Origin of the sequence: Bacillus sp. SRB_331, assembly GCF_003264175.1 — a bacterium.
Lineage (GTDB): Bacteria > Bacillota > Bacilli > Bacillales > Bacillaceae_G > Bacillus_A > Bacillus_A mycoides.
In genome coordinates this window covers 142,911-164,753 of sequence record NZ_NADV01000029.1, presented here as the reverse complement: position 1 = coordinate 164,753, position 21,843 = coordinate 142,911, and the positions used below count along the sequence as shown (strand labels likewise).

Here is a 21,843-nt window from a genome sequence, read left to right as displayed (position 1 = left end):
TGTACTTTTATAATGTATAATACATATGGGATTGAAATTCAGGATAACGGGGCATGTATTATGAACTTTGTTTACATTAATCAAAATGTTTTAAATAATCTTCTTTATATTTTAAGCAGTATATTTGTTTTTTATTTTATTTATGATAGTGGGTACTTAGGGAAGAAATATAAGAAACTACTTATCATTCTTTGTACGAGTATCCCACTAATTTTATGTATGCGGTATCCCATCTATATGGATGAAAATTATATTCACGATTTAAGACAAATCCCCTTTTTAATTGGTACACTTTATGGTGGATTTCCAGTCGGTATTGCATTACTCATGATTTTATTAATAATACGTTTTATGTTTTATGGTTTTAGCCTGTTAACAATCATTGTTTATGGAACGATGTTAATAATTACAGCATTCGCATCCTCAAAATTTAATACATACAATAGGAAAATAAAAGTAACTTCATCTATGTTTTTAACTTTTTTCCTTGCAATATTTACAACAGTAATTGTTTTAACTCTATCAGATTTTGAAGTGAATAATTTGTACATTATTTATTTCATTCTATTACCAACTATTTTAATATTATTTATGGTCTATTTTAATGAGGTTTTAAAAGATGCAATATTTATGCGATCAAAATTAATAAAAGTTGAAAAAATGGAGATTGTCAGCCAACTCGCTGCAAGTATTTCACATGAAGTAAGGAATCCATTGACTGTTGTAAAAGGATTTACACAACTTTTAAAAACACCCAATATAACTCAACAATCCAAAGATGAGTATATTGAACATATTCTTGAAGAGTTAAATCGTGCACAAGCAATTATTGATGATTACTTAACTTTTGCCAAACCGGCTTCCGAAAAACTAGATCATATTTCAGTGGAACACGAGTTAAATCGAGTTATTAATATGATGTTGCCTTTTTGTAACATGAATACTATTAATATTACAAAAGAGTTCTCAGAGGGAACAATTATTGGTAATACACAGCACTTCCATCAATGTTTTTTAAATTTAATAAAAAACAGTATAGAAGCAATGCCATGTGGCGGTAATCTAATTATTTCTGCAACTGTTAGCAATAATAAGGTCATAATAAGGATTCAAGATAGTGGAGTTGGAATGTCGCAAGAGCAAATTAATCGATTTGGCGAACCATATTTTAGTACAAAAACGAAAGGTACGGGTTTAGGAACGATGGTTGCTGTTAAAATTATTGAAACGATGCGAGGCAGTTTAAAAATCCGAAGTATCGTTAATAAAGGAACTACTTTAACTATTACATTCCCAAAATATAATAATGAGAGCACGTTGCATAATAAATAAAAAAGGAGCATAATGGCTCCTTTTTTATTTCGATACAAAAAGTATCTGCTATGTTTTTTAAATTTACATTTAGAAGAGACTAATTAGAAATTAGTACCCTTAGCTCCAACAGCTACATCCAACAATAATTAATAAAATAAATAACACAACTAATAAAGCGAAACCTCCACCAAAACCACAAGAACCGCCGAAACTCATATTTTTTCCTCCTTTTGGTTTGAAAACTAATAGGTAGTTGATCATTTTAACTGGTTCGTATTATACAGTATGTATATCTCCCTTTTTTGAGCATGTCTTCATAAAAATTAGTAAAAGCACTCTATTGAGAGTGCTTTAAAATGGGTACCAGAAGCTTTGGAATACATTCAGCTTTAAGTAAACTGCAATAATCAAAATGATAATACCAACAAAAAGTGTGATGTAATCCTCCTTTTGTGCGTCTTTTGCATAGTACCACGTTCGTTTATCCTTTTTTCCAAAACCTCTTAAATCCATTGCATTTGAAACAGTATCAATCCTTTCTAATGAATGAATAATAAGCGGCAAAAAAATTAAAACACGGTTTTTCATACGAATCCACAAGCTCGCTTCTCCTTTTTCAAAAGGTACACCTCTTGCTTCCTGCGCGTGTCTAATGATTATATATTCAGATTGAATACTTGGTATATAACGCAGTGCAATATTTATTGCATATGTAATTTTATAAGGAATAGCAAATTTATTTAAGCTACTTACAAATTCACTTGGATGGGTTGTACAAATAAAAAGAAGTGTAAATGGTAATAACGTAAAATATTTCAATGAAAGTGTAGCTGCATAAAATAAAGTTTCATATGTAATTGTTGCATAACCTATATAAAAAAAAGAGGTATACGATCCCGTTAATTCCGATCCATGGGTGGGCGTAATGAAAAGAATCATAACGGAATTTAATAAACTAAATGTAAATATAACGCTGAAAATAACTATAATTTTACGCAATTGAATTTTTGCAATTAAGAGGCCGATACATCCAACAATAAATAAAATTAGCAATATACGAAAATCAAAAAATAAAAAAGTAAGTGTCATACAAAATTTCACAAATGTTTCTGGAGTTGGAATCCCGCTTAATTTAGCTAGTTTTATTAATGAAATCTCCCGTAGATTAGCTCTTTGTAACGTTCCTTGATCCCCTAAAACAGCAGATACAGTATTGTCCGCAATAATTTTCCCTTCATGCAGAACTACCGCTCGATCTGCATATTCTAAAGCAAGATTCATATCGTGTGTGATAATAATAAAGGATATGCCCCTTTCAGCCAGTTTTCTAATAAACGACATAAACTGTTTGTAATGGTAATAATCTTGTCCAGCTGTCGGCTCATCTAATACAATAAGTTTTGGGTTTGTTATAAGTACAGATGCAATAGTAAGCCTCTTTTTTTGTCCATAGCTTAATGCCTGAATTGGCCAGTTACGAAATGGATATAATCCACAAATTCTTAAAGCTTTTTCGACTCTTGTCTCAATCTCATCTTTAGAAACCTTTTTTAATTGTAATGAATATGAAACCTCTTCTAAAACAGTAGGCTGTGTAATCATTTGATTTGGGTTTTGCATAACGTAAGAAATAACTTCCCCGCGTTTACGAATAGACCAACAATTTATATTTTCTCCATCGAATGTTATTCTCCCATTCTTTGTTTTATTTATTCCTATAAGAGTATGAGCTAATGTCGATTTCCCTGCTCCATTATGACCCAATAAGGCTATTATTTCTCCCTCTCCTATTGAAAGGTTGATATCTTCTAAGGCTGTATGTTTGTTATTGTACGTAAATGATAAATTTTCTATCTTGCATAAAACTTTTTTAATATATTTGTTTTTTGATGAAACTTGCTTATGCATCCAGTTCTTTAATAGGCTATGAACGCCTGCATTACGAAGATTTTCAATTGGAAATACCTTAACATTATTACTATCAAAATTTAATTTCTTTAGCGCCTCTATATAAATAGGTTCTCTTAGTCCGATATTTGGTAATATATCAGAATTTAAAATACTATCCGGTGAACCAACGGCAATAACTTCTCCCTCATCTATTAAAATAATTTTATCTAAATCAAGGTTTAAAATTTCTTCTATTCGATGTTCAATAATTACAATTGTTTTATTATATTTCTCATGTATATTTTTAATGAGTTCTATTGTATTCAAACTACATGCAGGATCCAAATTAGCTAACGGTTCATCAAATAATAATATATCTGCATTTGTCGTTAGCAGACCTGCAAGAGAGACTGTCTGTTTTTGACCTCCTGATAACTCATGTGGACTTTGTGTATGAAAGTCCTGCATGCTTACCTTTTTTAAAGAATCCGTAACAATCTTTCTCATTTCTATTTGATTTACACAATCGTTTTCTAATGCAAATGCTACATCCTCTTCGACAGTAAGGCCTATAAATTGTGCATCTTGATCTTGTAATATTGTCCCTACGTGTTTACTCTGTTCAAAAACACTATCTTTTCTCGGATCCTTTCCAGCTATTAAAATGTTACCGGTACTTATCCCTTCGTAAGAAAATGGGATTAGCCCATTTATACAATGAGCTAATGTTGACTTACCTGAACCACTTCGTCCAGCGATAAGTACCTTTTCCCCAGGATATATTTGAAATGTAATATTTTTCAAAGTAGGCTGCGTAGCATGCCTATATTGAAAGGTAAATTGTTCAAAAGAAATAATTGGTTGCATGTATTCATCCCTACTTTTCAATTTTTAAATGTGTATGTTTCTTATTTGATTTCGCTAAGCCGATCGTGATTGGTAAGCCAAGAACTAAAAATACGATAACGTCTGCAATTGTTGCGCCTAGTACTTGTATAACTATTTTGTCAAACGGTTCTCCCATCACAATAATATCGAATGCTCCAGCAAATATAATAGCTATGACAATACCAATTAACCCTGCAATTGCAAAATAAGAAATATCACGGTTATTATACGTTCCATGTTTTACACTAAAACCAAATCTTTTTTGTATGAGTCCCATTGCAAAACCAATAATACCTGAACTAATAACCCATCCCCACCAAATACCCCAACCAGCGATCGTATCTGTAACGGTATGACCGATGAGTCCTATTAAAAGCCCTGCTACCGGGCCAAATAACGCTCCAAAAACTGTTAAAATAGCCAATGCGGGTTTAATAAATGTATTCGGTGCGATAGAAAATCCCCAAAGCCCTAATACCCCGTATAGCGCTGCTCCAATTCCAATAGCTACTACTAGCTTTGTCGTTAATTTGTTCATTACAATTCCCCTCTCGTATTATTCAACTTTTAATACTCTATATTTATTTTGAAAATGAATTATGCATCGACACTTCCTTTCTATACAACAAAAAATGACCTCTTTAATAAGAGGTCATTTTCTTTCACGTACAAGAATCCCCTTATCTTTCAAAAGACACATAGTGTCCTCTGCGGAATTAGCACCTTCCTATGTAATTACATAGGGGTTGCTGAGGCTTCAAAGGGCCGTTCCCTCTACCTCTCTGGATAAGTATGTATTTGTAATCTGTATTATGGCACTAACAATAAATAATTTCAATACTTTTCTTACTATTTTCATTTTTCGATAAATAGTTCGCTTAAATCATTGTATTCTTATCGGAATTATGAAATAATAAATTCAAAATTGTTACGGGAGGAATACATGATGAAAGTAATTGGGTTAATTGGCGGACTAAGTTGGGAATCAACATCGTTGTACTATAAACACATTAATACACTGACTCTCTCTAAATATGATCAAAATGCGAAGCTTGTTTTATATAGTATGGACTTTGGTGAAGTAACTACATTATTACAAAATCATCAATATGAAGAAGTGAAAAATGAATTAGTCGCAGTAGCAAAAAAAGTAGAACACTCTGGAGCTGAATGTTTACTAATGTGTTCTAATACTGTACATCTATTTGCTGAGGAAGTAGAGCAAGCAATATCAATCCCACTTCTTCATATCGGTGATGTAAGTGCTAAAGAAATGGTAGAACAGAATATAAAACGGATCGGATTATTAGGAACGAAACAAACGATGGAACAAGATTTTTATACATCACGACTAGCAAAATATAACATTGAGACAATCATCCCAAATGACGAGGAAAGAACTTTTATCCATCACGTCATATTAAATGAATTAAGTAGAGGAATTATTTCAGAAACATCAAAAGAAAAACTAATACAAATTACCAATTCATTAATTAATAATGGTGCTGAAGGAATTCTACTTGGCTGTACGGAAATTCCTTTGCTCATTTCCCAAAATGATCTATCTGTTCCTGTTTTTGATACTGCTTATTTACATGCGAATACTGCTGTACAATTTGCTGGATAATAATATAAAAGCATACAGGTAGAGCCTCTATGCTTTTATATTATCCGAACTATTTATTTAAAAGAGCATCAATAACTGCAATGGCTCTTTTGGAACCACCACACTCTAAAAAACTTTCATTCAGTTTTCGAATGCCATGTTTATACTTTTCATTTGAAAGAACGTCTGTTACCGCCTTTTTTAAAGTTTGCACATTAACATGCTCTTTCAATAATCTATGTGCTGCCTCCAGCTCAGTTAATCTTTGCGCTATCATAGGTTGATCTTTATCATGCGGTATTATCACAAATGGGACATTATAATGGATTGCATCGTGCACACTATTCATTCCACCATGTGTAATAAAAACATCTGCTTCACTTAATATTTCTGATTGAGGTACGTAAGGGGTTATAATAAAGTTGTCTGGCGCTTGCTTAATTTTTGAAATATCATTTCTATCACCAATCGCCATTACTACAATCCCTTCGAAATTTGAAAAAGCGTCAATACAAGTATTAAAAAATGGTTCGAGCCCTTCAAGAAGTGTTCCCATTGAAATATAAATAACTTTCTTTTTTGAAAGCAATTCAAGTGGAAACTTTACATTTGTTTTGCGCTTTATAATACTCGGCCCAATAAAAACATTGTTTTCTCCGAACGAATCGCTATTAGGTTGAAAATAACGACTTGTATACACGAGACTAATATCTCCCTTATTATGCATAAATTGAAGATTATTTTTGGGCTTTACTCCAAATTCATGTTCCATTTGATACAGTAACTTTTCAGAGAGTTCATCGGGTTGGAATTGTATTTCTGCATTTGGATGAAAAGGCAAGGTTTCCAATAATACTGGTGGAATTAAAAATATAGGAGAGGAAACTATGCCTGGAACTTGTAAATATTCCTTTACTAACTCTCCAGCACCAAATATATCATAAACTATGAAATCAAAATTAATGCTTTTACATAATCGTTTCGTAATTTCTAATATGTATAAAGAAGTTTGAACATGTACATGAAAGAAAGATTTTAATCCATATGAAGTTTCATTATCAATAGAAATCTCCTTTAATAAATCCGGATGAGTATGTACAATGGCTCCCAAAACTTCAAGCCTTTCCTTAAAGCTTTCCGTTGTAATATAGTGTACGTTATCACCTCTTTCAGTAAAAGCCTTTACTAAACTTAATGTAGGATTTACATGTCCCTCTGCAGGGAAATTAACTATTAAAATATTCATCACTTATTTCTCACTCCTTACAATTCAATCTTCTTATTAATCGTACTGTTATTATTACAAGCAATCTTCCCTTAATAGTCCCAATATACTTACTACTTTAGGTTGATAAATAATTATCAGACATTGAAAAAGGCATCTACATAAAATGTAGATGCCTAACTGTGATAAGGAGTGTTCTGTGAGGTTAGGATAAGCTTTTCTGCTTGTCCTATGCTATCAATATATGATTTATTTTATAAAACGTGCATATCTAATAGAATTATTTTAACCATTTTATTTGATCAAATGGATAATATACCATTTTCACTTTACCTATTATATTTGACTCATCAATTAGTCCAAGCGTATTCCTACTATCTTTACTATGATTTCGATTATCACCTAACACAAATAATTTATGCGTAGGAACTTTCATTTCTCTACAGTTTGAAAAACGATTTGATACTTGTGACATATCTAACTGTATATACGACTCATCACGCTTTTTACCGTTAATATATACCTCATCGTCTCTTAATTGTATGTTATTCCCTGGTAATCCAATAATTCGTTTCACGTAGTATGTAGGCGAGTCTTCTTTTTTTATTATTACAACATCACCATGATGAAAAGAAGAAAAATAGATGCTAGCCTTATTAACTAGTATGCGATTATTCTCATTCAAAGTAGGTTGCATCGAAATTCCTTCTACCATACAAAATAAAAATAACTTATTAATAAAAATAATTCCTATTATAATTAAAATATAGCTACATATTTTTCTCCAATCTTTTAGAATCAATTGCTTCATAGATACCTCATTTCTAATCTATTCGTATGTAAAAAACGTCTCTAGTTCATATAATTGCTAGAGACGTTTCGTATATTTTAATTTTCTTTAGAGTCATCTATTTTTGGTGCTTCGCCAGTTAATCGCTTATTTTTTAAATCAAAATAAGCATCTAAAACATCTTTTCCAATATCAGAGTTAATACCTGATTTATCATTTATAACCCATGGCACAACAACAGAAAATGCTACTTCTGGATCGTCATATGGCGCATATCCTGCTAATGTTAAATTATAACATTTTATACGTTCACCTTTATCATTTCTACCTATGTCACTTTCTCCACCATATACTGTCTGTGCTGTCCCTGTTTTACCGGCTGGTTTATATGGTGCTTTTTGGAACGCCCTTACTCCCGTTCCATCTCCTTCCTGGAATACTCTCCTAAATCCTTCTTTTACTTGATTTATGTAATCTTCTTTCATATCTACTCTATTTAAAACAACTGGTTCTAATGAATGAACCACTTTACCGATTTCATCTTTTTGCGCAGTTTGTTCTCTAATCTCTTGAACAATTTGTGGCTTCATACGATAACCACCATTTGCAATAGTAGCAATGTACTGTGCAAGCTGAAGTGGTGTATACGTATCATACTGGCCAATAGAAAAGTCTAATAAGAAACCCGGTTGATTATCTTTTCTCCCAATTTGTCCAGCTGTTTCATTAGGTAAATCAATACCCGTTGGAACACCTAAACCAAATTGCCTGAAATAATATCTCATTTTATCAAAGTATTCTTGTTTAATATCTAGTGAACTATTTCTAACATAATCCACACCTGCAATTTTTAATGCTGTATTAAACATATAAACGTTAGAAGAAACTTGTAAAGCTCTTAGATCATCAATATTCCCGAAATCTTTCCAAGACTTTTTCTCCTTAGTTCCTTTAAACTTCATAGGCGCATCATAAAAGTAAGTACCTGGTGTTATAGCTTTCGTTTCGAAACCAGTCAATATTGTCGCACCTTTAACAGTTGATCCAAGCTCATATGAACTTGTCATCGTACCTAAAGCATAATCTTCAACTTCTGTTTTCCCATCTTTTTCTACTAATTTTTTCCCTGCCATTGATAATACTTGACCATTTTTCGGATTTATCATTACAACGAAAGCACGGTCCAACATCGATTCTGAACCTTTATAGGCCTTTAATATTTTTTCTATGCTCTCTTCTACTTTTTTCTGTAATTCCATATCTATTGTTAAAGTTAAATTCTTGCCGCTTTTTCCTTCAGAAACTGTTTCCGTTCTAATTGTATTACCTTGTTTATCAGCAATACTTCTTACTTCTTTTTTCGTACCATGAAGCACATCTTCGTATTGCTGTTCGATGTAACTTTTCCCAACACGATCATTCCGGCTATACTCACGCACTAAATAATAATCTAATCGTTCACGTGGTAATCCTTCATCAGCATTCGAAACATTTCCAAGAACTGAACGGAATAAGCCATCATTTACATAGAGCCTTTCCCAATCAACTGATGCGTCTACACCTGGGAGATTTGCTAAATTTTCACTAATCACAGTATATTCCTTTTCACTAACATCTTTTTTAATAATTTGAGGTGCCATTTGATAACCTGAAGTCATTTTACTTTTAATAGCTAACACTTCTATATCTGTGGCTGTTAATTCTTGAAGATTTTTATCTGTGATGCGCTTTCTTTTTAACTCTTCTATTTTTTTGTCTAGATCTTTTCCATTAATATCCTTTTCTCTAAACTTATCTATTTCTTTTTTAGATACTAAATTTTGAGTAAGTTTTGGATTTAATTGCATCCAAAAATCTTTCTTATCAGTCTCGGTTAACTTATCAATATCTTCTTGCGGCATTTCAATTATTGCTGCAAGTTGTCTTGCGGTTTTTAACATTTCTTCCGCTTTTACACCTTTCACCTTTGTATATGTAATCGTACGTAAAGACTTATTGTCAACAACTGGATTACCTTCACGGTCATAAATTTTGCCGCGTGGTACTGTAAGATTAACCGTTGCATTCTCTCTTTTTTCTACTTCATTCTTATATGTTTCTCCATCGAAAATTTGAACTTTACCTAACTGTATAATCATGGCAGAAAATAATAAAAATACACAAAAGAATAAAATATTTAACCTCATCGGTATTGCTCTAACACTCTTTTTCTCTTTCTTTTTCACCTTGTCATAATCTCCTCCTTACAACATTTTCAATAATTTTAAGCTTTCTATATTAAAAATAATGTACAATTTCCATACATTACTTTGTACGCATATTAATATAACGTTTAAAACTTAATAGAAATTAAAACAAACATAAAGAAAAGGTAAAGTTTACTAAATTAAATATAAAAATACCCAATAACAAAAGCTTAGCTTTGTTATTGGGTATTAAGTATTTTAGGAGTTAATATTAGAACGTATTGAAATACATCTATCATCACAATTTGATAGAGATTGTTTACTCTGAATTTTCGGCAAGTAAATAGTTACAGTTGTCCCGACGCCAACCTCACTCATTATACTTATTGTTCCTTGATGACCTTCAATTATTTTATAACTTAACATCAATCCAATACCGGTACCTTTTTCTTTCGTACTATAGAAAGGTTCACCTAATCTTTTAATTCTTTCTTCAGGTATTCCTATTCCTTCATCTATTACACTAATAATGACACCTTTTTTATGTATTTTTTTTATATGGATTGAAATTTTCCCGCCATCTAGCATTGCTTCAATTGAATTTTGCAAAATATTAATAAATACTTGTTTCAATTGATTTTCTGAGCATTCAATAGTTAGTTCGTCGGAATCTGCAAATAACTCAACTTGAATATTCGTCATAATTGCTTTTGTGTTCATTAAAGAAACAACATTTTTAAATACTTGATAAATATTTTTCTTTTCAGTTGGGATTTCATCTGTTTTAGCAATCGATAAAAACTCTTGAAGGATCACTTCAATTCTCTCGATTTCAGAAAGCATAAGGTCAAAATATCTTTCTTGATCTTCTTTGTTGATTTGGAATAATTGAATAAACCCTTTTATTACCGTTAGTGGGTTCCTCACTTCGTGAGCCACACCAGCTGCTAATTGTCCAATTGCTGCAAGTGTATCTGATTTATTTAGCAATTCTTCTGCCTTTTTCCGCTCTGTAATATCGCGGACAATGATCATAATTTTATCTTGTAATAATGGTAAACATCTAGCTTCAAAGAAATCGATGCTTCCATTAATTGTTAGAGGATATTCTACAATTACATTCTTTCCTTCTTCTTTCAATTGGCGAATTGCTTCTTGAAATTGCTGTGCTACTGGAGACGGTAATATTTCGTAAAACTTTTTTCCCATAAAAGCTTCTGCGGGTACGTAAAATTTTGTAGGAGATCCTGCTTTATAATCTATAATTGTCCCATCGTCTTCTGTTAAAAAACATAAATCTGGTAAAGCTTTAAAAATTAATTCTAATTCAGACGTTTGTTGTTTTAATTGCCCTTCTATCGCTTTTAAATGTGTAATATCTACCCCAACAGCCCAGTAACTAAATCCTGTTACAGGAAACTGCTCAGATATATTGGACCACATTATCGTTTTAATTTCACCATTTTTACATGTTAAACTCATTTCCCAATCTCTAAAATTTTTTCCACGAGTCAAAAATTTATTTTGTATTTGATGGCGATAATTATGGTCAGGATACAGTAATTGAAGAGCGTTTGGATTCCCAATTATTTCTTCTGCAGTATAACCTGTTACAATCTCGCATTCTCGATTCCACAAAACAAAATCTCCATTATAGTCAAGCGCATCAACCATAACAGGCATGTTTTGTAAGATTGTATGTAGTTCTTCCTCTTTTCGAGAAAGTAACGATCTATTTTTACTTTGAACTGCTTTTTTTACCCCAGCTATAATGAGGTTAGAAAGCATTTCAAAATATTTTTGGCAATTGAAAATTTCGCTTCGTTTGGACCATACAACAAAAGATCCTAAATATTGATGGTATAAGAAAAGGGGGATTTCGATTTTGGGAAGTTTACATACTTTCATTTCATTAATTCCAAATGAAAATATACATTCGTTTTCAGCATCAAGAAGTTGATGTGATATGTTGGTTAATTTATAAAATTGTTCTGCCATGGTTTCTATTGTACTCACATCAATAAGTTCCATTAGCCGCGCATTCATTCCTTTTCCACCTCTATATGTAAAATTTATACAAATTCAAAATTCATACTTCTTCATTATACGAAGAAAGTGCTCCTAGGTATATAGCTATAGAATAATTATTCGAACAAATTCTATTTTTCAATTAAAAACAGAAAATAATATGGGAGTGTTACGCGCTGCTAGCAGCAGTATAAAAATACAATAAACATATAGTTCACAAATTTTTCACAACTTTCATGAAAAATATAAACATTTATTCCAATATATTCTATATAATGAGGTGTAATAAGGCTTCTATGAATCACATAGAATACCTTACCCCTAATAAAAAGAAAAAAGAATCTATTTGGATTCTTTTTTCTTTTTTTATTACATTACATATTTATATAAAGCATGTGCGACACCATGTTCTTCATTTGTTAACGTTTCGTATTGACACATCACTTTTATTTCTTCAACTGCGTTCCCCATTGCAATTGATATACTTGCTTTCTCCATCATGGAAACATCGTTTAGCCCATCACCTATCGCTACAGTATTTTCAACTGGGATATTCAGGTGTTCTGCTAAAGTATATAATCCATTTCCTTTTTGAGCATCTCGATGATTAATCTCTAAATTATGCCAATATGAAGATGTAATTGCTAAATCAGTATTATGCAGAAACGTTTCTTTTAACTTTTTTAATTTTTCTATGTCATAAGAAAATGGTAAAAGCTTATGCACATGTATATCAGTTTCTACAATTGGTTTACAACTTTCTGCACTATGAAATGCTGTATACTCAAGATATAATGCAGCAATCGTTTCTAACTCTTTCAAGTCGAAGTTTTCATTCGAATTCTTCACGTACTCGATTTCATTACGTACACTCTCTACTCCATAATCCGGTACGTACACACCTTTATTAGTATAAAGCTGATAATATAAGCCATTCTCTTCAAGATAGTTCACAATCTCAAGTGCCTGCATATTTTGAATTGGATATCTCTTCATCATTTTCTTATCTTTATAAATAAGGGCACCATTTTCCGCAATAATTGGACACTCTAAATTAACTTCTAACAATAATCGTTCAATATCAACGATAGAACGTCCTGTACAAATAGCTACAACATGGCCTGCTTCCTGACATTTTCGAATTGCTTCTGCATTTTCTTTACTTATCATTTTATTACCGGAAAGAAGGGTTCCATCTAAGTCAATTGCTATTAATTTCATTATTTCTTCACCACTTTCTATAAATACACGAGATCTATTTAACAAAAAGGTATCGTTTTCATATTGAGCTCGTTAAGTACTTCTTATTTATAATTTATGAAAAGCGTTTCAGGTCAAGAAATAATTAAAAATAAAATCAAAAGCTTTTCTCTTTAAAGAAAAGCTTTTGATTTTAAACTATGAACTATAACTAATATATTTTGTCTCACACATATACACATTCTTTTCTTCAGTTGGGACATATACTTTAAACTTTTCTAAACGTTTTCCGTAAATATGAATCGTGACAACGCTTTCGCATTCAGCTATTTTAAGAATATGACAATCAGCTGGTGGAATGACTTTATCTGTTTCTCCTTCTCCCAAATAAAGATTTCCTGTATGGGTTAAATAAACAAGTGAATTTTCAAGCTGCTTAGTTTGTATAAAGTTCTGCACCACTATCCTTCCTGAAAAAACGCCTTCTACTCCCCATGTACCATCATGATCATGTAAAGGTGTAGATTGTCCATCTTTCCATACAAGAGCTAATACTTCAAATCGCTTTAAAGGATCTTCATATAACAAGTGTCGTGCATATTGAGCCGAATTCGCCTTCTGTTTTTCTAGCGGAAGCCATGTTTTTTTTTCTAAAAGTTCTTCTAGTAATTTTTCAATCGCACAAACAATTTGATCTTCTAATAAATTACTATCAATTAAATCCGTTACAGCTTTAATAAATGTTTGAAACGTTTTACTTCCATTACACGTTAACATAAGCATCCTCCTCCACTCTTCTTTCACACACTTCCATACTAAATAGACCACTAAAAATTTACAATTGAGAAATAAAAAAACAAGGTACAGTAATTTTGTACCTTGCTGAACGTTTTACCTAGTTTTCAAAAGAATAGGTAAGTATTTTAATGTTTGTTCATTTTCTAATATACATTTTTCTAAATTGAACGATGGAGATAACTCTATTTTTTCAAAGGCATTTATAAAGGTAGTTAATGCAATCTCAGCTTCTAAACGTGCAAGTGGCGCCCCTAAGCAAAAATGAGGACCTTTACCAAAGGTTAAATGCTTTTCATTTCCTATTCTGTGTAAATTAAATTTAGAAGCTTGTAAGAACTTTTTCTCATCTAAATTTGCTGCACTAACCCACGCAACAATCATTTGATCCTTTTTCATAAAAGGTCCAAATATATTTGTGTCCGCTGTAATCCTCCTAGCTAATGTAATGGGAAAGCGATAGCGTAAAACTTCCTCAATCGCTTTTGAAATTAACGTAGGTTCTTTTCTTAACTCTTCATATATTCCAGGTGAATCTACTAAAAAGCAATAAAAGCTGTTAATAATTAAATTTGTAGTTGTTTCATTACCTGCCGCTAATAAACCTAAAGAAAAAGTAACTATTTCTTCATCGGTTAATCTTTCGCCTTCATATTCAGCTCGTATTAAATCTGAAATAATATCGTCGGTTAAATGATATCTTTTCTCTTGGACAATTGGAAGAAGGTATGTTTTAAATTCATTCAACGCAATTCCTTTTTCTACATCCAAATCATTAAATCTTTCTTTACTATACGGCATAAATAAAATATCAGACCATTCTTTAATTTTTTTACGATCCGTTGTTGGTACTCCTAATAAATCGGATATGACGGTAACAGGTAAAGCTACAGCAAACTCTTCAACGATATTAACCTCACTATATTTTCTGATATGTTGTACAAGTTCATTTGCGATAGCCTGTATTCGAGGTTTCCATTGTTCTAAACTTCTTGGAGTAAATGCTTTAGAAACAATAGAACGTACATTGCGATGTTCTGGTGGATCAGTAGAATTTATATTTATTCTAGTTTCTAAAGGTGGGATTGCGAATTGTCTTCGTTCCCTTCTACTGGAAAATAAGCGATAATCCGATAAAACTCGATTTACATCATCGTATAAAAAAACATTCCATACATCCTGCTCCTCATCATAATGAACCGGATGGTTATCCCTCATAAATTCATACCACTCATACGGATTCCACAATTCTTCTTTTGTTTTCAGCTTTGAAATTTCATGAACTAAAATCACATTTTCAGGCGAAGCCATAGTTCTTTCCTCCCTTTTCTTTTACAATAAAAGTGATAGGTCGGTAGTTCAAAGTTGTATAATTTAACATATGTTATTTTAACATATGTTAAAGGAGATTTTTCATTGGAGAACTTGAGAAATATATAAGGGGGATTTTTATGTACGTTGACATTTTATTACTAGCAGAATTAACGACTGGACCAAAACATGGATATGAAATAAAGAAAAATGTTCAAAATCGGTTAGGTGAGAATTTCGAATTAAATCATAATACACTGTATCCCGCTCTTCGGCGCTTCGAAAATATGGGCGCTATAACGAAAAAAATACATAAACAAGTCGGAAAGCCAAACCGAAATATGTACGACATAACTGAAACAGGAGAAGAAATTTTTTCTGAAATGTTAAGAGAGTTTCCCGAAAAGATTGCGACAAATAACGCTGAGTTTCTTGTGCGTATCGCGCTATTTGAAAAACTTGATTACGAAGCTAGAAAAGAAATTTTAACAATACGCCAAGACGTACTACATAAACAACTTACTGCTATTCAATCTTTACATGTTAGCTCATCTTTTATTACAGAAGTCATTGAATTTAGTAAATCACGTATTGAACATGAATTGCTCTGGATTGCATCACTTATGAAGAAAATATGAAAAAATAAAAAGAAAAGTTAAAAACAATGAATGAAAATGAGATTTATTATCAATACTATAATTAATAAAAGGGCAACCACGATTTGGCTACCCTTCAAAAATTTATACTTCTGGATCAAAAGTTTTACAATCTGTTTCTTCAGTTGTAGATGCATGTTTACCTTTATGACTTACTACATAAATTGCATCTGCACTACATTTATTGCCGTTAGCCCAAAATTTACAGTTGTTTACTTCACATAAAACGTCTTGTGCCATAGTATCACACCTCCTTGTTCTATTATCATTAACAAAATTCGGAGGTATGATACTCTTTGTCATGCATTTTTTATTGCCTTTTTAACTTTCTTAATGGTTCAATATCTCCTTGTACAATAGCATCTATATTTTCAGTTATTTTTTCAATATCAAATTGCCACCATTGAATTTGCAATAATTCTTCTATTATTGTATTTGTAAATCGTTCCTTTATTTTATTTGCAGGGTTTCCGCCAACAATTGTATATGGTGCGACGTCTCTAGTCACAACAGATTTAGCTGCAATGATTGCACCATCCCCTATTTTTATTCCGGGCATAATAGTTGTATCCATACCAATCCAAACGTCATTTCCTATAACTGTATCACCTTTGTAAGGTAAATCAGACAAACTAGGTGTATACTTCTCCCACCCATTTCCAAATATATTAAATGGATATGCCGAAAATCCATCCATCCGGTGATTCGCTCCGTTCATAATAAAGGTAACTCCATTTGCAATACAACAAAACTTTCCAATGGTAAGCCTATCTCCAATAAATTCATAATGATATAATACTCGATCTTCAAATGTTTCTCCATCTTTCGCATCATAATAAGAATAGTCACCAACAAGTATATTAGATTTCGTTATTGTATTTTTTATAAAATGAACGTTTTGATTTCCTTCAATAGGGTATTTAATATTTGGATTAGGATTCATGTTGCACAGCACTTCCTTTACCATTCATTTCACTTTCTACTGCTATTACTGGCTTTAAATTGTATATAGGTAAAATAAACAATAATCCAATAACAAATAGTAGAGCCGTCCCCTCATACATCGTACCTAATGAGAACATCTCCTTTAATGAACCAGCTATACTCATCGTTACTACCATTGAACCGGTGAATAGTGGACTTAAAATGCCATTTACTCGACCAATAAAATCCGTATCACTATTTTGTATAATAAGTGTATTTATCCCTATTTGAATACACGGTAGGGCTAAACCACTAAAAAGTTGTGCTGTAAGTGTCACCCATAAATTTGTAGAGTAGCCTATAATACCAATTCCAATTGCCTGACCGAGCATACCTACAATTAACATTTTTTGTGGAGCAACGTTTTTCGCAAATACCATCGCTAGAGCTCCGCCAACAATCATCCCCGCACCATTTACTGTTAGTAACCATTGTAAACTCTCTTTTGATAACCCTAGCTGCTCAGTCACAATAAATATGCCTAGTGGCTGAATTAAACCTATACCTAGTCCTGCTGCCATAAAACAAAACCCTAGCAAAGTTAATGCTTTTTTCTTTTTTACATATTTAATACCATCCAGCATTTCCTGTAACAGCGTAATTTCTTTCTTCTCATTATCATTCTCAAGATCTTTCGGAAGAAATAACAACACAGCTGCTGCAAGTAAAAAAGCGATACCTGTTATGATGATTGAAATATAAATTCCAAAACTATGAAAAATAAATGTTCCAAGAATCGGTCCTAACACCATAAAAATCGCAAATATTGTTTGATATATAGACATCGCTAATTGAATTTGTTCCGTTGATAAATGCTGTTTAAACAACTTCATACCAGATGGTTGAGAAAACTGCGAAAGGATTGCAGAAATAAGCGTCACAAAAAACACGATTTTCCACGTTCCAAACATAAGAGTAATTAATACAGCGAATACGGAAATAGAACTTAACGTCTCACACCATATCATTGTCTTCTTTGGCTTCCACCTATCAGCAAAAGTTCCACCAATGAATGAGAAAATAAAAATGGGAGCAAATTCAGCAACCGAAATCATTGAAATAGCAAAAGCATCACCTTTCGTCATTTCCATTACATACAGTAATATCGCAAAGTTACGAACCCAAATTCCAACTTGTAAAAATAATGCTGATGCTAGAATCCCTTGCACAAATCGATTTTTTAATACTTGTGATACCCCATGATTTTGTTTCGTTTCTGCAGTCGTCGACATAAAAAAGCCTCCTATTTCGTGTTCTGAACAGGAGGCAGCACAAATCATATGAAAAGACTATATATTCGCAGTGCGAAACACATCCCTTTTCTATACATGCACATACTAATCCTATTCAGAAGAATATTTCGTTTTTTAACGAAGATCTCTTACAAATAGAATTAGTTGATCATTGGGATGTTTTCACCCTTCCGTTTCGAATTTAAATAACACATACATACTCTATGTAAATCATTTTCTATGTATGCATGTCTAAAAATAAATATTCTAGAATGTTAATGGTAATTCCTCTAAAGAACGCATTAAATAATTACCTTGCCATTTAATGTCTTGACGATTGCCTTTTATTTGTAGTTCAGGCATGCGTTTTAACAGCGTAGTAATAGCTATCTTTGCTTCTAACCTAGCAAGTGGAGCGCCTAAGCAGAAATGGCTACCATGCCCAAAGGCAATATGACGATTATTCTCCCGAGTAATATCAAATACTTCTGGGTTTTCAAATACTGTTTCATCGCGGTTTGCCGAAGCTAATGCAATGACAATCATATCCCCTTTTTGGATTGTTTGTTCGTGAATCTGAAAAGGCTCAGCTGCCCATCTTGCAGTTGTAACCTCAACTGGAGAATAATAACGCAATCCTTCTTCAATTGCAGAATCAATTAATTTTGGATTATCTTTTAATAACTGTAATTGATTTGGATTTTCAAGAAGTGCTAATACCGTATTCGTAATTAAATTCACTGTTGTCTCATGTCCTGCTACGATTAGTAACATTATCATTGAATATAGCTCTGGAGCACTAAGTTTATGCCCTTCATTTTCCGCAAGGATTAGCGCACTAACCAAATCTTCTTTTGGATCTTTTCGTTTTACATCAACTATATATTGAAGATATGTAATAAACTCAGATAGTTGTTTTTCGGTTTCTTTTATTTCTTCATGTGTTTCTGGCGATGCAATGACAGCATGAGACCAAATTCTAAATTTTGCTTGATCCTCTTTTGGAATGCCAAGCATATCACTTATTACAATGATTGGTAATGGGAATGAATAATCATCCACAAGATTTAATGTACCTTTTCGCTCTATCTCACTTATTAAATCATCCGCTATTCTCTGAATTCTTCCGTCTAATTGTGTAATCATCTTCGTTGTAAAAGCTTTTTGAACTAAAGATCGTAAACGACTGTGATTAGGTGGATCTGAATTTAACATGTGCGTTGTTAAATGATCACTATTGTCAACAGAAAGATACATGTTCTTTGTATCTTGAGAAAACACATTTGCCATATCTTTTTTTAAACGATTATCTTTTAAAAGTGGCAGAGCATCTTCATATCTTGTAATGAGCCATTCTTTACCGATTTCAACTTCATTTACAAATAATATAGGTTGCATTTTTCGTGACTCTTTATAAATTTCATATGCATCTTCTTTAAACTGAGCAGAAGCTAAATTAATGCCATCTTCTATTTTTCGGCCAACCTTATTTTTAATTGACATTACATTCCCTCACTCTCAATTATTTTTAAAAATCAACCCAATATTTGAATTATACTTCAATAAGAACTGAAAAATTGTAAATTTTCAATTAAAATCTTACTTCTAATATTGAAAAATAAAAAAGTGAGAGAGTAAAATCATTCTACCCTCTCACTTCCCATTATGCAAAGCACATAAAATTACTAATTTGTTGATATCGATAACTTACTTTACGGCGGCGACCAGCTTGCCAAGTGTAGCCGGATACCCCACTTCTTCTTACTTCTGTCGGAAAAAACCATAAGTCTCTTCCGAAAGGTCCAGGACGATGCAAACGTAAATAGCCCCATCTTCCTAGACAGTTACACATCCATGATTTCATATTCCCTGCTTGTGCTGGAGAAGCAAATGTGGATGGTAAAGACGGAGCTTGTGACGGTGGTGGTGACGTTGGAGCATCTTCCGCATCATCTGGTCTATAGTCTTCTTGTTCAATATCTCTCACTTCATTTGTAGATTCATAACCGTAGTTTTGTGGATTATAATACATCTCTTGATCATATGGATAGTTTTGTTGGTTATACATAATAACCCATCACCTTCTTTTCATTTGTTTCTTTTAACATTCATATGTGATACGCCATTCATAGGAAGCTTATGTATAGCCTAAATTCATCTAAAAAAAGCTCGTATTTTAAAAATACGAGCTTTTTTATAAACAAAATATATTTTTTATTTTATTAACTTCACACTATAAAAACGCATTTGATCTAACGAACCTTCATATTCAAATACTTCTTGCTTAATTAATTCTTTCAAGCGATATTCCAAAAACGTATCCCCAACCAATTGATCCGCAAGTCCCAGTGCTTCACCTATTACTCTCGGAGCTTTATGAAATTCTTTATCTGCTCCTACATTTTTCGCACACTCAATAATGAATTGATCAAAATAATCTTCTTGTACAGAATGCACTTCATCGTCTTTCCAAACTCTTAAAAACTCCGTGCTTTGCGATAACCTATCCCACTCATGTGCAAACTTCATTCGCTTCTCTTCAGGTAAATACGGAAATTCCACAAAACTTTTTTGGAATAGTGCTAAACTTTCAGGAGATAATTCCCCAGTTCCACGAATATCATAATCTTGTTTTAATATTTCTCTACTCGCTTCAGAAGTATTCATAACACGAATATTTTTCTTATCTTTTAATTGCGCAATTGCAAAACAAAGCCCTACATGCTCATGGGCATTATCCGCCTTCCAAATGGTAATCGGTGTTTCATTCGGAATTGAATGTAGATCTTCTAAAGTCTCCTTAAATCTTGGTAAATACTCTTCTTCAAAATAACAATCATAAGAAGTTAAGTTATTTAATAGCCATTGCTTTCTTGCATGTTGCCCTTTTTCTGTATGTAATTGTTGTATTGGTCCTATTGAAAAGAATTCAGAGAATGCAACAACACTTTCCTCTAACAGCTCTTCTTGACTTAACATATACTTTAAACAACCTGCTGTTGAATCATCAAAAGCGATATGAATGCGTGTACTTTCTTTTACATTCTTTTTAAAAGATGTATTACTCGTTAGTTGCTTAGGAATATCCATCAAATGTTTAACTGTATCTTCACTATAGTTCTCTTTTAATAAATTCAGCTGTATAAGAATACTTTGAAGTAAATGTTTTGCTTCATCTTCATACATATCCTCAACAACATTTTTAATTTTATCTATCATATAAATCCCTCTATTCATTTCTAAAATAACGTAGATTATAGTGTATCATTTTAGTATAGATGTTTAAAAGTCTTTTTATAATCAAATCTTTTATTACACAGATTGCTCAGCCGTCTAAGTTTTTAACAACAGCTTTCTCTATATTTCTCTCAATCTATAGCTCTATAATGTTTTTTGCTTCCTCCTTATCTATCTCCCAAAATCACATTAGTTGCTAAATAATTTTTAAATATTTTGTAAATCCTTTTATTTAAATGTATAATTATATAGAAAATAAAAAATACAGGAGCAATATTAATGGAGAAAGTACTTACTAATTATAAACATTATTTTAAAAATTGGAGATTTATATTTATTTGTATATTACCTGCTGTCGCTTTATTGTATACATTCGATGTCATCTTTGAACTACTGTCTCACCAAAATTTCTATTTATCTAATTTAATTATTGCTATTATATTAATCTTAATATTTATTAACGTTAAAGATAAGTTTAAAATCAAGGGTTAAAAAAACTAT

At 32.0% G+C, this 21,843-nt stretch carries 20 protein-coding genes and 1 riboswitch; of the genes, 4 read left to right on the top strand and 16 right to left on the bottom strand.

All coding sequences use genetic code 11. From position 1 onward, the window contains the following. The first annotated feature begins 12 nt into the window (after nucleotides 1–12). On the top strand, nucleotides 13–1,332 hold the full coding sequence (locus B5P42_RS19215; RefSeq protein WP_113734951.1) for a sensor histidine kinase: 1,320 nt from the start codon (nucleotides 13–15) through the stop codon (nucleotides 1,330–1,332). A 99-nt stretch (nucleotides 1,333–1,431) separates the two neighbouring features. On the opposite strand, the gene B5P42_RS19210 is transcribed toward B5P42_RS19215, so the two are convergent. The 3 genes from B5P42_RS19210 to B5P42_RS19200 all read right to left on the bottom strand — a co-directional run bounded on the left by B5P42_RS19210 (nucleotide 1,432) and on the right by B5P42_RS19200 (nucleotide 4,630). Then, nucleotides 1,432–1,530 (bottom strand): YjcZ family sporulation protein, encoded by a 99-nt coding sequence (locus B5P42_RS19210; protein ID WP_000007808.1) that lies wholly within the window; start codon nucleotides 1,528–1,530, stop codon nucleotides 1,432–1,434. Between the two features lie 135 nt (nucleotides 1,531–1,665). Next, a complete protein-coding gene (locus tag B5P42_RS19205; protein ID WP_113734950.1) occupies nucleotides 1,666–4,071 on the bottom strand; it encodes an energy-coupling factor transporter ATPase in 2,406 nt (801 codons plus the stop codon). Between the two features lie 10 nt (nucleotides 4,072–4,081). Then, nucleotides 4,082–4,630, bottom strand: a complete 549-nt coding sequence (locus B5P42_RS19200) for an ECF-type riboflavin transporter substrate-binding protein (RefSeq protein WP_002168272.1) — start codon at nucleotides 4,628–4,630, stop codon at nucleotides 4,082–4,084. A 139-nt stretch (nucleotides 4,631–4,769) separates the two neighbouring features. Beyond that, a riboswitch (SAM riboswitch) is annotated at nucleotides 4,770–4,885 on the bottom strand. 150 nt (nucleotides 4,886–5,035) lie between these two features. Here B5P42_RS19200 and B5P42_RS19195 point away from each other — a divergent pair. Then, nucleotides 5,036–5,719, top strand: coding sequence for an aspartate/glutamate racemase family protein (locus B5P42_RS19195; RefSeq protein WP_002085241.1), 684 nt, complete (start codon nucleotides 5,036–5,038; stop codon nucleotides 5,717–5,719). Nucleotides 5,720–5,768: 49 nt separating this feature from the next. On the opposite strand, the gene B5P42_RS19190 is transcribed toward B5P42_RS19195, so the two are convergent. From B5P42_RS19190 to B5P42_RS19160, 7 genes are all read right to left on the bottom strand, one after another. Next, nucleotides 5,769–6,947 carry a macrolide family glycosyltransferase gene (locus B5P42_RS19190; protein ID WP_044439567.1) on the bottom strand — a complete coding sequence of 393 codons (1,179 nt, stop codon included), beginning with the start codon at nucleotides 6,945–6,947 and terminating at the stop codon, nucleotides 5,769–5,771. Between the two features lie 256 nt (nucleotides 6,948–7,203). Continuing rightward, nucleotides 7,204–7,734: a signal peptidase I gene (lepB, locus tag B5P42_RS19185; RefSeq protein ID WP_107886837.1), complete on the bottom strand. Its 531-nt coding sequence runs from the start codon at nucleotides 7,732–7,734 to the stop codon at nucleotides 7,204–7,206. A 77-nt stretch (nucleotides 7,735–7,811) separates the two neighbouring features. Continuing rightward, nucleotides 7,812–9,938 carry a peptidoglycan D,D-transpeptidase FtsI family protein gene (locus B5P42_RS19180; RefSeq protein ID WP_113734949.1) on the bottom strand — a complete coding sequence of 709 codons (2,127 nt, stop codon included), beginning with the start codon at nucleotides 9,936–9,938 and terminating at the stop codon, nucleotides 7,812–7,814. A gap of 219 nt (nucleotides 9,939–10,157) precedes the next feature. Beyond that, nucleotides 10,158–11,945 (bottom strand): ATP-binding protein, encoded by a 1,788-nt coding sequence (locus B5P42_RS19175; protein ID WP_044439574.1) that lies wholly within the window; start codon nucleotides 11,943–11,945, stop codon nucleotides 10,158–10,160. Nucleotides 11,946–12,296: 351 nt separating this feature from the next. Then, entirely contained in the window at nucleotides 12,297–13,148 is an 852-nt protein-coding gene (locus tag B5P42_RS19170; RefSeq protein ID WP_113734948.1) for a Cof-type HAD-IIB family hydrolase, read from the bottom strand. A 177-nt stretch (nucleotides 13,149–13,325) separates the two neighbouring features. Further along, complete coding sequence (locus tag B5P42_RS19165) at nucleotides 13,326–13,904, bottom strand: cysteine dioxygenase family protein (RefSeq protein WP_113734947.1); 579 nt, start codon at nucleotides 13,902–13,904, stop codon at nucleotides 13,326–13,328. Between the two features lie 114 nt (nucleotides 13,905–14,018). After that, on the bottom strand, nucleotides 14,019–15,233 hold the full coding sequence (locus B5P42_RS19160; RefSeq protein WP_113734946.1) for a cytochrome P450: 1,215 nt from the start codon (nucleotides 15,231–15,233) through the stop codon (nucleotides 14,019–14,021). 140 nt (nucleotides 15,234–15,373) lie between these two features. Between B5P42_RS19160 and B5P42_RS19155 the strand changes: the two genes are divergently transcribed. Next, nucleotides 15,374–15,871, top strand: coding sequence for a PadR family transcriptional regulator (locus B5P42_RS19155; protein ID WP_088033681.1), 498 nt, complete (start codon nucleotides 15,374–15,376; stop codon nucleotides 15,869–15,871). 102 nt (nucleotides 15,872–15,973) lie between these two features. Here B5P42_RS19155 and B5P42_RS19150 read toward each other — a convergent pair whose 3' ends face one another. From B5P42_RS19150 to B5P42_RS19120, 6 genes are all read right to left on the bottom strand, one after another. Then, nucleotides 15,974–16,129 (bottom strand): DUF1540 domain-containing protein, encoded by a 156-nt coding sequence (locus B5P42_RS19150; RefSeq protein WP_000046089.1) that lies wholly within the window; start codon nucleotides 16,127–16,129, stop codon nucleotides 15,974–15,976. A 70-nt stretch (nucleotides 16,130–16,199) separates the two neighbouring features. Continuing rightward, on the bottom strand, nucleotides 16,200–16,832 hold the full coding sequence (locus B5P42_RS19145) for a Vat family streptogramin A O-acetyltransferase (RefSeq protein ID WP_088033679.1): 633 nt from the start codon (nucleotides 16,830–16,832) through the stop codon (nucleotides 16,200–16,202). Beyond that, nucleotides 16,822–18,105, bottom strand: a complete 1,284-nt coding sequence (locus B5P42_RS19140) for an MFS transporter (protein ID WP_088033677.1) — start codon at nucleotides 18,103–18,105, stop codon at nucleotides 16,822–16,824. The genes B5P42_RS19145 and B5P42_RS19140 overlap by 11 nt, the downstream gene beginning before the upstream one ends. 267 nt (nucleotides 18,106–18,372) lie before the next feature. Then, a complete protein-coding gene (locus tag B5P42_RS19130) occupies nucleotides 18,373–19,608 on the bottom strand; it encodes a cytochrome P450 family protein (protein ID WP_113734945.1) in 1,236 nt (411 codons plus the stop codon). 160 nt (nucleotides 19,609–19,768) lie between these two features. Next, nucleotides 19,769–20,173: a hypothetical protein gene (locus B5P42_RS19125; protein WP_044443784.1), complete on the bottom strand. Its 405-nt coding sequence runs from the start codon at nucleotides 20,171–20,173 to the stop codon at nucleotides 19,769–19,771. A 146-nt stretch (nucleotides 20,174–20,319) separates the two neighbouring features. Continuing rightward, nucleotides 20,320–21,324, bottom strand: a complete 1,005-nt coding sequence (locus B5P42_RS19120) for a DUF1835 domain-containing protein (RefSeq protein WP_113734944.1) — start codon at nucleotides 21,322–21,324, stop codon at nucleotides 20,320–20,322. Between the two features lie 297 nt (nucleotides 21,325–21,621). Here B5P42_RS19120 and B5P42_RS19115 point away from each other — a divergent pair, with 297 nt between their 5' ends. After that, nucleotides 21,622–21,834, top strand: coding sequence for a hypothetical protein (locus B5P42_RS19115; protein WP_113734943.1), 213 nt, complete (start codon nucleotides 21,622–21,624; stop codon nucleotides 21,832–21,834). The last annotated feature ends 9 nt before the right edge of the window (nucleotides 21,835–21,843 follow it).